The organism is Pseudomonas sp. MIL19 (assembly GCF_028680365.1).
GTDB lineage: Bacteria > Pseudomonadota > Gammaproteobacteria > Pseudomonadales > Pseudomonadaceae > Aquipseudomonas > Aquipseudomonas spirodelae.
The window spans coordinates 24,973-37,351 of record NZ_JAPPVG010000023.1 but is presented as its reverse complement, the minus strand read 5'-3'; the positions used below and the strand labels follow the sequence as shown (position 1 = coordinate 37,351).

General features: G+C 57.9%; 10 protein-coding genes and 4 tRNA genes. 2 read left to right on the top strand and 12 right to left on the bottom strand.

Annotated elements, in window-relative coordinates; genetic code table 11:
* The first annotated feature begins 90 nt into the window (after positions 1 to 90).
* The gene (locus N1078_RS14465; protein ID WP_274088865.1) at positions 91 to 408 is read left to right on the top strand and encodes an Arc family DNA-binding protein; all 318 of its coding nucleotides are present in this window, start codon (positions 91 to 93) and stop codon (positions 406 to 408) included.
* 135 nt (positions 409 to 543) lie between these two features.
* On the opposite strand, the gene N1078_RS14460 is transcribed toward N1078_RS14465, so the two are convergent.
* From N1078_RS14460 to mgtE, 4 genes are all read right to left on the bottom strand, one after another.
* On the bottom strand, positions 544 to 1,680 hold the full coding sequence (locus N1078_RS14460; protein WP_274088864.1) for a sodium ion-translocating decarboxylase subunit beta: 1,137 nt from the start codon (positions 1,678 to 1,680) through the stop codon (positions 544 to 546).
* 12 nt (positions 1,681 to 1,692) lie between these two features.
* Positions 1,693 to 3,468, bottom strand: coding sequence for a sodium-extruding oxaloacetate decarboxylase subunit alpha (gene oadA, locus N1078_RS14455; RefSeq protein WP_274088863.1), 1,776 nt, complete (start codon positions 3,466 to 3,468; stop codon positions 1,693 to 1,695).
* A gap of 25 nt (positions 3,469 to 3,493) precedes the next feature.
* Positions 3,494 to 3,745: an OadG family protein gene (locus N1078_RS14450; protein ID WP_274088862.1), complete on the bottom strand. Its 252-nt coding sequence runs from the start codon at positions 3,743 to 3,745 to the stop codon at positions 3,494 to 3,496.
* Positions 3,746 to 3,920: 175 nt separating this feature from the next.
* Positions 3,921 to 5,363 (bottom strand): magnesium transporter, encoded by a 1,443-nt coding sequence (gene mgtE, locus N1078_RS14445; RefSeq protein ID WP_274088861.1) that lies wholly within the window; start codon positions 5,361 to 5,363, stop codon positions 3,921 to 3,923.
* A gap of 322 nt (positions 5,364 to 5,685) precedes the next feature.
* Between mgtE and N1078_RS14440 the strand changes: the two genes are divergently transcribed.
* Positions 5,686 to 6,183 (top strand): DUF4124 domain-containing protein, encoded by a 498-nt coding sequence (locus N1078_RS14440; protein ID WP_274088860.1) that lies wholly within the window; start codon positions 5,686 to 5,688, stop codon positions 6,181 to 6,183.
* Positions 6,184 to 6,299: 116 nt separating this feature from the next.
* Here the strand turns inward: N1078_RS14440 and N1078_RS14435 are convergent.
* The 8 genes from N1078_RS14435 to ltaE all read right to left on the bottom strand — a co-directional run bounded on the left by N1078_RS14435 (position 6,300) and on the right by ltaE (position 12,350).
* Positions 6,300 to 6,376 (bottom strand) — tRNA-Arg (locus tag N1078_RS14435).
* A 72-nt stretch (positions 6,377 to 6,448) separates the two neighbouring features.
* Positions 6,449 to 6,525: transfer RNA gene (locus tag N1078_RS14430), tRNA-Arg, on the bottom strand.
* A 72-nt stretch (positions 6,526 to 6,597) separates the two neighbouring features.
* Positions 6,598 to 6,674: transfer RNA gene (locus N1078_RS14425), tRNA-Arg, on the bottom strand.
* A 51-nt stretch (positions 6,675 to 6,725) separates the two neighbouring features.
* Positions 6,726 to 6,816, bottom strand: a tRNA-Ser gene (locus tag N1078_RS14420).
* A gap of 62 nt (positions 6,817 to 6,878) precedes the next feature.
* Positions 6,879 to 7,064 carry a carbon storage regulator CsrA gene (csrA, locus tag N1078_RS14415; RefSeq protein WP_274088859.1) on the bottom strand — a complete coding sequence of 62 codons (186 nt, stop codon included), beginning with the start codon at positions 7,062 to 7,064 and terminating at the stop codon, positions 6,879 to 6,881.
* A gap of 185 nt (positions 7,065 to 7,249) precedes the next feature.
* Positions 7,250 to 8,488, bottom strand: coding sequence for an aspartate kinase (locus N1078_RS14410; protein ID WP_274088858.1), 1,239 nt, complete (start codon positions 8,486 to 8,488; stop codon positions 7,250 to 7,252).
* A gap of 111 nt (positions 8,489 to 8,599) precedes the next feature.
* Positions 8,600 to 11,224, bottom strand: a complete 2,625-nt coding sequence (alaS, locus tag N1078_RS14405; protein ID WP_274088857.1) for an alanine--tRNA ligase — start codon at positions 11,222 to 11,224, stop codon at positions 8,600 to 8,602.
* A gap of 121 nt (positions 11,225 to 11,345) precedes the next feature.
* Entirely contained in the window at positions 11,346 to 12,350 is a 1,005-nt protein-coding gene (gene ltaE, locus N1078_RS14400; protein ID WP_274088856.1) for a low-specificity L-threonine aldolase, read from the bottom strand.
* Positions 12,351 to 12,379 lie beyond the last annotated feature (29 nt).

Genomic DNA, 12,379 nt, shown 5'->3' with positions numbered 1-12,379 from the left:
TTAGCGCTGGCGCTGGTCAAAACGCTGACTATGCTATAGCCCATTGCCAGTATCGCTTTCCTGAACTAACCGGTTTAATGTACGCGCCCTATGAAACAAGCACTCTATTCCAGCCGTACCGCTGACAAGTTCGTAGTTCGCCTGCCCGACGGTATGCGCGAACGTATTGCGGATGTCGCACGTAACCATCACCGCAGCATGAACTCGGAGATCATTGCTCGCCTTGAGCAAAGCATGCTCCAGGAAAGCGCCCTGGGTGATGACCTCAACATGCGTCTCGACAGCCCTGAGCTGTCGCTGCATGAACGTGAGTTGCTGCAGCGCTTTCGCCAGCTGTCACGTCGTCAGCAAAATGCCCTGGTGGCATTAATTGCTCACGATACCGAGATGGCTAACGAAGAAAACTGATTACAGCTTCGACTGAAAACCGGCCATGGCCGGTTTTTTTGTTGCTCATAAGTCACCCAAAACGCCAAATCACGCCCATAAAAAAACCGCCTACTCAGGCGGTTTTTTAAGGCGGTTTTTTATTGCAGTGCGAACTCAGCCGACAAAGTTGAGCAACACACCCGCCGCAACGGCCGAACCGATCACACCCGCCACATTCGGGCCCATGGCGTGCATCAACAGGAAGTTCTGCGGGTTGGCTTCCAGACCGACCTTGTTCGATACCCGCGCCGCCATTGGTACCGCAGACACACCAGCCGAACCGATCAACGGGTTGATCTTGTTGCTGCTGAACAGGTTCATCAATTTAGCCATCAACACCCCAGCTGCCGTGCCCGCGCAGAACGCGATCATGCCCAGGCTGAGAATACCCAGCGTCTTCAATTGCAGGAACGATTCCGCCGAGAGCTTCGAGCCAACCGTCAGCCCGAGGAAGATGGTGACGATATTGATCAGCGCATTGCGCGAGGTATCCGCCAGACGCTCGACCACACCCGCTTCACGCAACAGGTTGCCAAGGGCAAACATCCCGATTAGCGGCGCAGCGTCAGGCAGCAACAGGCCAATCAACAGACACAGCACGATCGGGAAGATGATCTTCTCGCCCTGCCCCACCGGACGCAGTTGCTGCATGACAATGGAACGCTCTTCCTTGGTGGTCAGCGCACGCATAATCGGCGGCTGAATCAACGGCACCAGCGCCATATAGGCATAAGCCGCCACAGCAATGGGGCCGAGCAAGTGCGGTGCCAGCTTGGAGGTCACGAAAATCGAGGTTGGGCCATCAGCACCGCCAATAATCGCAATCGAAGCCGCTTCCTTGAGCGTGAACTCCAACCCCGGAATGCCCAGCGCCGTCAGCGCCAGCGCCCCCATCAGCGTACCGAAAATCCCGAATTGCGCCGCCGCACCGAGTAGCAGGGTCTTTGGGTTGGCCAGCATCGGCCCGAAGTCGGTCATGGCGCCGACCCCGAGAAAGATCAGCAACGGAAAGATACTGGTGGGCAGGCCCACCTCGTAAATCATGTGCAGAAAACCGCTGCCTTCGGCCATATTGGCCACCGGAATGTTGGCCAACAGGCCGCCAAAGCCAATGGGCAGCAGCAGCAAAGGCTCAAAGCCCTTCTTGATCGCCAGGTAAATCAGCAGGATGCACACCGCGATCATAAACAGCTGACCGGCTTCGATGTGGTACAGGCCCGTGCTGTGCCAGAGCTTGAGGAGCTTATCCATTACTGCGCTCCCTTAACCGATGGCCAGCAGGCTGTCGCCCACCGCTACCGCGTCACCCACTTTTACGTTGACCGCAGCGACAGTGCCGGCCTTGAACGCGCGAATTTCGGTTTCCATCTTCATGGCTTCGAGGATGATCACCAACTGCCCTTCTTCTACAGCCTGACCAGGCTGCACCAATACCTTGAAGATATTGCCGGCCAGCGGAGCATTCTGCGGCTCACCAGCACCAACCGGCGCCGCTACCGCTGCAGTCGCAGAAGTCGCGCCGCCAACAGCTTTGAGCCCTTCGATATCACCACCTTCGCCCACCTGCACCACATAGGACTTACCGTTCACTTCAACGGTGTAAACCTCGGGCTTGCCAGCCTCGCGGACCAGTTGTTCCTTACCCGTCGGCACCGGCTCAAAGGCTGCTGGATTGCCGCGGTTCTCCAAGAATTTCAGGCCAATCTGCGGGAACAGAGCATAGGTCAGCACGTCGTCGACTTCATCGGCGGCCAGCTTGATGCCCTTCTCTTTAGCAATGCCTCGGAGCTCGGCAGTCAGCTTGTCCATTTCATCATCAAGCAGATCGGCCGGGCGACAGGTGATGGCCTCAGCACCATCGAGCACCCGCGCCTGCAAGGCTTTATTGAACGGCGCCGGCGCTGCGCCGTATTCGCCTTTCAACACTCCAGCCGTTTCCTTGGTGATCGACTTGTAGCGCTCACCGGTGAGCACGTTGATCACCGCCTGAGTCCCTACGATCTGCGAGGTCGGTGTTACCAGCGGGATAAAACCGAGGTCTTCGCGTACCCGCGGGATCTCGGCCAGCACTTCGTCGAACTTGTCCTGCGCGCCCTGCTCTTTCAGCTGGCTTTCCATGTTAGTCAGCATGCCACCCGGCACCTGAGCGACCAGAATGCGCGAGTCGACACCCTTGAGGTTGCCTTCAAATTTGGCGTATTTCTTCCGCACATCACGGAAGTAAGCCGCGATCTCTTCGAGCAACTCTAGGTTCAGGCCGGTATCGCGCTCGGAACCCTGGAAAATAGCCACCACAGACTCGGTTGGCGAGTGGCCGTAAGTCATCGACAGCGAGGAAATCGCCGTATCGACGTTGTCGATGCCCGCTTCAACCGCCTTGACGATGGCGGCGGTCGACAAACCTGCAGTGGCATGACAATGCAGATGAATCGGGATCGACAGGGTCGCCTTCAGCCGCGTGACCAAATCAAACGCGACATAAGGATTAAGAATGCCGGCCATGTCCTTAATCGCGATCGAGTCGGCGCCCATGTCCTCGATCTGTTTAGCCAGATCGAGCCACATATCCGGGGTATGCACCGGACTGGTGGTGTAAGAGATGGTGCCCTGAGCATGCTTACCCTGCTGTTTTACGGCTTTCAGCGCGGTCTGCAGGTTACGCGGGTCGTTCATCGCATCGAATACGCGGAATACATCGACGCCATTGAACGCGGCGCGCTCGACGAACTTTTCCACTACGTCATCAGCGTAATGGCGATAACCGAGCAGATTCTGCCCACGCAGCAGCATCTGCTGAGGCGTATTGGGCATGGCCTTTTTCAGTGCACGAATACGCTCCCACGGGTCTTCACCCAGGTAGCGGATGCAGGAGTCAAAGGTAGCGCCGCCCCAGGTCTCTACAGACCAGAAACCGACTTGGTCGAGCTTGCCAGCGATCGGCAGCATGTCCTCCAGGCGCACACGAGTGGCCAGGATCGACTGGTGCGCGTCACGCAGCACCACATCAGTAATTCCGAGGGCTTTCTTTACGGCAGTCATGCAGATGCTCCCTGTCGAACCTGGCTCACCCACGGCGGGCGCGGTGCTGGTGAATAGCGGATTGAATGGCGGCGAGCACATCGGCACTCGGCTCGTCCAAGGACGGCTTGACGGCCAATGGTGCAGCGAGGGGTATCGGTGTCTTCGCGGCAAACTGCCCAATAACCCACGACATCACGCGGATTACCAACACCAACAACACTAGAAAGAGAAATACGAAGCCCAGGCCGAATAGCATGAGCTCGACACCCTCGAGCAGGAGTTCACTAGGGGTCATCTTGGCTCCAATACCCGCTCGTGCGAGCTGCGTTAATTATTAGATAAGAGCGCCCGGGACCCTGTCCCAGGCAAAGCTGGCAAACCTTAGCGTGAAACGAACGTTTGAAGCAAACTCCATACGGACTACTTGCGCGATTTGCCAGCCACAGGCGCAGCGGGCAAAAACCAGCTCACTAGAGCAGGAACAGACTGGCCAAACCCAGGAAGATAAAGAAGCCGCCGCTGTCCGTGACCGCAGTAATCATCACGCTAGCCCCCAGGGCCGGATCGCGCCCCACGCGCACCAACGTCATAGGAATCAGCACCCCCATCAGCGCCGCCAACAGCAGGTTGAGCAACATCGCAGCGGTCATCACTACGCCCAGCGACCAGCTGCCATAGAGTAAATAGGCGACCACGCCAATAACCCCGCCCCAGACAATACCGTTGATCAAGGCGACCCCCAGCTCTTTGCGAATCAAGCGCGAGGTATTGCCAGTGCTCACCTGGTCCAGCGCCATGGCCCGAACGATCATGGTGATGGTCTGGTTACCCGAGTTCCCACCAATCCCCGCAACGATCGGCATCAGTGCAGCCAGGGCGACCAATTTCTCGATGGAATCTTCGAACAGGCCAATCACGCGCGAGGCCATAAACGCGGTCACGAGGTTGATCGCCAACCAAGCCCAGCGGTTACGCAGGGACTTCCACACCGAGGCGAAGATGTCTTCTTCCTCGCGCAAGCCGGCCATGTTGAGGACTTCGCTTTCGCTTTCCTCACGAATCAAATCGACCATTTCATCGATGGTCAGACGGCCAATCAGCTTGCCGTTCTTGTCCACCACCGGCGTGGAGATCAGGTCATAACGCTCGAACGCTTGAGCGGCGTCGTAGGCATTTTCATCCGGATGGAAGCTCACCGGATCGGTGGCCATAACCTCACTGACCAACTTCTCTGGATCGTTAACCAGCAGCCGCTTAACCGGCAACACACCCTTGAGCACACCGTCGTAATCCACCACAAACAGCTTGTCGGTGTGCCCCGGCAACTCCTTGAGGCGACGCAGGTAACGCAACACCACTTCCAGGCTGACATCTTCGCGGATGGTGACCATCTCGAAGTCCATCAACGCGCCGACCTGGTCATCCTCGTAGGACAACGCCGAACGCACGCGCTCGCGCTGCTGCGCATCGAGGGTTTCCATCAGCTCATGCACGACATCACGCGGCAGCTCGGAAGCCAGGTCGGCCAATTCGTCGGCGTCCATTTCCTTGGCTGCCGCGAGAATCTCATGGTCGTCCATGTCGGCGAGCAGGGTTTCACGCACTGCATCGGACACTTCGAGGAGGATGTCGCCGTCGCGCTCAGCCTTGACCAGCTGCCAGACAGTCTGGCGGTCATCCAGCGGCAACGCCTCGAGGATGTGGGCAACGTCAGCGGAGTGCAGGTCATCGAGCTTGCGTTGCAACTCGGCCAGGTTCTGCCGGTGCACCAGGTTTTCCACCCGGTCGTGGTGCTGGCCTTCCTGACGATGAGTCAGGTCTTCAACCAGCTTATGCCGATGCAATAGCTCGACCACCTGAGCCAGGCGGTCCTGCAGGCTTTCTTGCGGCTTTTTTGCTTCTACTTCAGTCATGGCGCACTCCACCCCCAGCGGCAGCGCACGCCAAAGAGGGTCAATCAGTCAACACGTGATTGCACAATCGAGATTCAACGTAACTACTGGGTAAGTCCATGGTGGTAATCCACAAGCCCCGGCGGGGCTGACGCGGCGAATGATACCACCGCACCGGCGCTTTGCATGCGGCAAACAAATAATCCAGGAACAAGCGCTTACAACACATATTTAAACGCGCCTGCATCGCTCATTGCGACGTGCCGGGCACTGGCAAAGGCACGCCTGGCACTGACATCGCTATCGACTACGCTTGCACATGCACCGTTAAGGAGGACGCACCATGCAAGGATTGCCCTGCGCAGCTATCTGCGCCATTTTGCTTTGCCCACTGCCGGCACTCGGTTCAAGCGTATTTCGCTGCGAAGACGCCAACGGCCACATCACCTTCACCCGCCAAGGCTGCCCCGACGACCACAGCAAGAGCCTGCAGCAGGCCTACAACCCTACGCCCGGCAGCGGCAAACCAGTACCGCTGGCAAAACCGCGCAAAGCGGCCCGCGAGAGCCAGAAGCAAGCTGAACAGGATTTGACGGTCATCGGAATCAAACAGGATGGCTGCGGCAACCACCTAAACAGTAGCGAACGTCGCGCAGCCATCATCAAGCAACAGATACGTGTAGGCATGAACCGCAGCGACGTTGAGAGCAGCCTGGGCAAGCCAGACAAGGTCAGCGAGCAGAATGGCCAGACTCGTTACGTTTATCAGGGCAAGAAAGGCAGCAAGCGCAACGTCAGCTTTGATGAAGCCGGCTGCGTCAAAGGCAAGGCCAAGCGCTAACCGGCGCGAACAATCACTAACCGCCGCCACCAGCGCCGGAAGGCGCTGGCCTGCAGGATGGCCGCCGTGATTGCGGCCATAAAAAAGGGCCTGCATCGCTGCAGGCCCTTCTTGTTTGGTGCACTCAGGAGGATTCGAACCTCCGACCGCTCGGTTCGTAGCCGAGTACTCTATCCAGCTGAGCTATGAGTGCATGTGGCGCTTTTAAACCAGATCACCGCTGGCTGAAACAAAATGGCTTGCATTGCTGCAGGCCATTCTTATTTGGTGCACTCAGGAGGATTCGAACCTCCGACCGCTCGGTTCGTAGCCGAGTACTCTATCCAGCTGAGCTATGAGTGCATGTGGCGCTTTTAAACCAGATCACCGCTGGCTGAAACAAAATGGCTTGCATTGCTGCAAGCCATTCCTATTTGGTGCACTCAGGAGGATTCGAACCTCCGACCGCTCGGTTCGTAGCCGAGTACTCTATCCAGCTGAGCTATGAGTGCATGTAACGTTCGCACTGTAGATATCCAAACCGCATCTACAACACTCAATAATGGCGGAGAAGGGGGGATTCGAACCCCCGACACCCTTTTGAGATGTACTCCCTTAGCAGGGGAGCGCCTTCGGCCACTCGGCCACCTCTCCGCAACACGGGGCGCATGATAACCATTTTTTCCCCGTTTGCAAAGCCAAAATTTCGATAAAAATTAGAGGCTTGGTTCTTCACCCTTCTCTTTCTGGATGCGCTGGTAGATTTCCTCACGGTGCACAGCAACTTCTTTTGGCGCGTTAACGCCAATACGCACCTGATTACCCTTCACACCCAGCACGGTGACAGTGACTTCGTCACCCACCATCAGGGTCTCTCCAACCCGACGAGTCAGAATCAGCATTCCTTTCTCCTTACGGATATCATTTCAAGACAACAGCAGTCTGCAAAAAAATGGTGGCAGCCCCGAACATCTCAAGCAGAGCCTTCACCCAAGTATTGACCAGTGTGAGCAGAAAGAAAGTTCCGGCCCACACCAGCCAAAAAAGACGAAAGGCGCGGGATAGCCCGCGCCTTTCGGATGATGCCTTAGTCGCCCTGTCGGGCCGGGGCATCCAGTTCAAAAGCAGTGTGCAGGGCGCGCACCGCCAACTCCAGGTATTTCTCCTCGATTACCACCGAGACTTTGATTTCCGAGGTGGAGATCATCTGGATGTTGATGTTTTCTTGAGCCAGAGACTCAAACATACGACTGGCAACCCCTGCGTGGGAGCGCATACCAACGCCCACGATGGAAACCTTGGCGATGTCGGTATTGCCAACCACTTCACGCGCACCCAATTCCTGAGCCGTTTTCTCCAGCACGAGCATGGCATTGCTGTAGTCATTGCGATGCACGGTGAAGGTGAAGTCGGTGGTGTTATCGTGCGCAACGTTTTGCACGATCATGTCCACCTCTACATTGGCGGCACTGATCGGCCCGAGGATCTTGAACGCTACGCCCGGAATATCCGGTACGCCACGGATAGTCAGCTTGGCCTCATCGCGATTAAAAGCGATGCCAGAGATAATCGGCTGTTCCATGGATTCCTCTTCATCAATAGTAATGAGGGTGCCCGGACCCTCTTGAAAGCTGTGCAACACGCGCAGCGGGACGTTGTATTTGCCGGCGAACTCCACCGCACGAATTTGCAGCACCTTGGAGCCCAGACTGGCCATCTCCAGCATTTCTTCGAAGGTGATTTTGCTTAAGCGCTGAGCCTTTGGCACAACCCGTGGATCGGTGGTGTAAACGCCATCGACATCGGTATAAATCTGGCACTCATCGGCTTTTAACGCAGCCGCCAGGGCCACACCCGTAGTATCGGACCCACCACGCCCAAGGGTGGTGATATTGCCGTGCTCATCAACACCCTGGAAACCGGCAACCACCACCACACGCCCGGCCTTAAGGTCGGTACGCAGTTTCTGGTCATCGATCTGCAGGATGCGCGCCTTGTTGTGCGCACTGTCCGTGAGGATGCGCACCTGGTTACCGGTATAGGACACCGCAGGCACGCCAATCTTGATCAGCGCCATGGCTAACAAGGCAATGGTGACCTGCTCGCCGGTCGAGACCATTACGTCGAATTCACGCGGTACCGGCTGACCATCACTAACCTGTTTGGCTAGCTCGACCAGGCGATTGGTTTCACCGCTCATGGCGGAAACCACAACCACAATGTCATCTCCGTTTTCACGGAATTTCTTCACCTTCGCGGCCACCTGCTGAATACGCTCAACAGTGCCGACGGAAGTGCCGCCAAATTTCTGTACGATCAAAGCCATTTCAAAGCCGCCTCAGCCCGTGAAGGGCGCCCATTAAACACATAACTCAATACCTACCAAGGCCCGCCGGGCGTAGATCGGGCCTCGGGCTGCACACCCAGAATCAGGCGCTTACAGACCTTGTTCGGCGAACGCAGCAGCCAAGCCCAGAGCAGCATCCAGCGCAGCAGCGTCAACGCCGCCACCTTGCGCCATATCCGGACGTCCACCCCCTTTGCCGCCTACGGCCGCAGCCGCTTGCTTCATCAGCTCGCCCGCCTTCAACTTGGCTGTCAGATCTTTCGTCACACCGGCAACGAGCACGACCTTTTCATCCTGCACGCCACCCAACAGAATCACCGCACTGCCAAGCTTGTTTTTCAACTGATCGACCAAGGCCAGCAACGCCTTGCCATCCACCCCATCGAGACGCGCACTGAGCACCTTGATGCCTTTCACGTCGATGGCAGAACCGGCCAGGTCATTACCCGCCGCACTGGCGGCCTTGGCCTTGAGCTGTTCCAGCTCTTTTTCCAGCTGGCGATTACGCTCCAGCACACCGGCAAGCTTATCCAAGAGATTTTCGCGACTGCCTTTGACCAGTACAGCGGCCTCTTTCAGCTGCTCTTCCGCCGCGTTGAGGTAGGCAAACGCGACAGCACCGGTGACCGCTTCAATACGCCGCACACCGGCAGCCACACCGCTCTCACTGATAATTTTGAACAGGCCGATATCGCCCGTACGCTTGGCGTGAATACCGCCACACAGCTCAACCGAGAAGTCGCCGCCCATGCTCAATACGCGCACCTGATCACCGTACTTTTCACCAAACAGCGCCATGGCACCTTTGGCCTTGGCGGTTTCGATGTCGGTTTCCAGGGTTTCAACGTCGCTATTGCCGCGCACTTCGCGGTTGACGATGGCTTCCAGTTCTTTCAACTGCGCCGGCGTGATCGCCTCGAAGTGACTGAAGTCGAAGCGCAGACGCTGACTGTCGACCAACGAGCCCTTCTGCGTAACGTGCTCACCCAATACCTGACGCAAAGCCGCGTGCAGCAAGTGGGTGGCCGAATGATTAAGTGCAGTGGCCTGGCGTACGCTGGCATCCACTTCGGCCTTGACCGAGGTGCCGACGCTCAGGCCACCTTTAACAGCAACCCCGTGGTGCAGGATCGCGCCACCCGCCTTAGTGGTATCACGCACATCGAAACGCACACCCGCGCCTTCAAGGAAGCCGCAGTCACCCACCTGGCCACCGGATTCGGCGTAGAACGGCGTTTGATCGAGGACCACAACGCCCTCCTCGCCTTCGCTCAGGCTATCGACTGCCTGACCGGCCTTGAACAGTGCAATGATTTTGCCGTTGCCACTGGTGCCTTGGTAACCGAGGAACGCGGTGTCGCTGTCGACTTTGACCAGCGCGTTGTAATCCATGCCGAACGAGCTGGCGGAACGAGCACGCTCACGCTGCGCCTGCATTTCGCGCTCGAAGCCTTCCTCATCCAGGGTCAGCTCGCGCTCACGGGCGATGTCACCGGTGAGGTCCATCGGGAAGCCGAAGGTGTCGTACAGCTTGAAGATCACATCACCTGGGATCACTGTGCCTTGCAGTTCGGCCAGATCCTGCTCAAGAATCTTCAGACCCTGCTCCAAGGTCTTGGCGAACTGCTCTTCTTCGGTTTTCAGCACGCGCTCGATATGCGCTTGCTGCTGCTTCAGTTCAGGGAAGGCATCGCCCATCTCGGCCACCAGCGCGGCAACGATCTGATAGAAGAAGCTGCCCTTGGCGCCCAGCTTGTTACCGTGACGGCAGGCGCGACGGATGATGCGGCGCAGCACATAGCCACGGCCTTCATTGGATGGCGTCACGCCGTCAGCGATCAGGAAGCCGCACGAACGAATATGGTCGGCCACCACTTTCAGCGACGCCTGGGCTTCGTTGGCACAACCGATGGCCTTGGCCGCGGCATTCAGCAGGCTCTGGAACAGGTCGATCTCGTAGTTCGAGTTGACGTGTTGCAGCACCGCGCTAATGCGCTCCAGGCCCATGCCCGTATCCACACTCGGCGCTGGCAGCGGATGCATCACGCCGTCAGCCGTGCGGTTGAACTGCATAAAGACGTTGTTCCAGATTTCGATGTAGCGATCACCGTCTTCTTCTGGCGAACCGGGTGGGCCGCCCCAGATGTGCTCGCCGTGGTCGAAGAAAATCTCGGTGCACGGGCCACACGGACCGGTATCACCCATGGCCCAGAAGTTGTCCGAGGCATACGGCGCGCCCTTGTTATCGCCGATGCGGATCATCCGCTCAGCCGGCACGCCGATTTCTTTGTTCCAAATGTCATAGGCTTCATCGTCGCTGGCATAGACGGTGACCCAGAGTTTTTCTTTCGGCAGCTTGAGCCAGGCGTCGCCGGTCAAAAACTCCCAGGCGAAATGAATGGCATCACGCTTGAAATAGTCGCCAAAGCTGAAATTACCCAGCATTTCGAAGAAGGTGTGGTGACGCGCGGTATAACCGACGTTCTCCAAATCGTTATGCTTGCCGCCGGCGCGTACGCACTTCTGGCTGCTGGTGGCGCGGGTATAGGCGCGCTTTTCCAGGCCGAGGAAGCAATCCTTGAACTGGTTCATCCCCGCGTTGGTGAACAACAGGGTCGGGTCATTGCCCGGAATCAGGGAGCTGGAGGCGACACGGGTGTGTCCCTTCTGTTCGAAGAAGCTGAGGAAGGCTTCACGGATTTCTGCGCTTTTCATAGGAATCTTCCAAAAACCAGCGGCCACAACAAAGCCGGCAAAGGGCCGCATTATATCGGCCCTGCGCCATGGGGCTAGTGACTTTATTGATAGATAACGGCTATTAAAAGCCCAGAGCTATTCAGCTCACGCGAAAAGCGGCAAAGGCCGCAATCACCTGTTCGATATCCGCAGCGGCGATATCCAGGTGCGTCACCATGCGCAAACGCGGCGCCGCCGAGAGCTTGATGCCCCGCGCGGCGCAGAACGCCTGCAATGCGCCAGCCTGCTCACCCACCGCGACGTAGACCATATTGGTCTGCACCGGCTCGACTGCATAACCCAACTCACGCAAGCCAGCGGCCAAACGCTCGGCATTGGCATGGTCGTCAGCCAGCCGCTGCACCTGATGCTCTAGTGCATACAACCCTGCTGCCGCGAGCATGCCGGCCTGGCGCATGCCGCCGCCGACCATCTTGCGCAAACGCCGCGCCCGACCAATCAGCTCGGCTGAGCCGCACAACACCGAGCCCACTGGCGCGCCGAGCCCCTTGGACAGGCACACTGACACCGAGTCAAAGTACTGAGTAATCTGCCGCGCCGGCACACCCAGCTTGACTGCCGCGTTGTATAGGCGTGCGCCGTCTAGGTGCAGGGCCAGACCGCGGCGCGTGGTCAGCTCGCGCGCTGCCTGCAGATACGCCTGCGGCAGCACCTTGCCCTGCATGGTGTTTTCAAGCGCCAACAAGCGGGTGCGGGCGAAGTGAAAGTCATCCTGCTTGATGGCCGCTTCAACCTTGGTCAGGTCCAGCGAACCATCAGCTTCACCCTCAATCGGCTGCGGCTGGATCGAACCGAGTACCGCCGCGCCGCCACCTTCATATTTATAGGTGTGCGCCTGCTGACCGACGATGTACTCATCGCCACGCGCGCAATGGGCCATTAGGCCAAGCAGGTTACTCATGGTGCCGGTGGGCACAAACAACGCAGCTTCGAAACCCAGCTCGGCCGCCAGGTACTGCTCCAGGCGGTTGACCGTAGGGTCTTCGCCGTACACGTCATCCCCCAGCTCAGCGGCTTGCATGGCCTCGCGCATACCCGGAGTCGGCTGGGTGACGGTGTCGCTGCGCAGGTCGATGATGGGCATGGAGGATGATCCTTGAACGAGGAAAACAC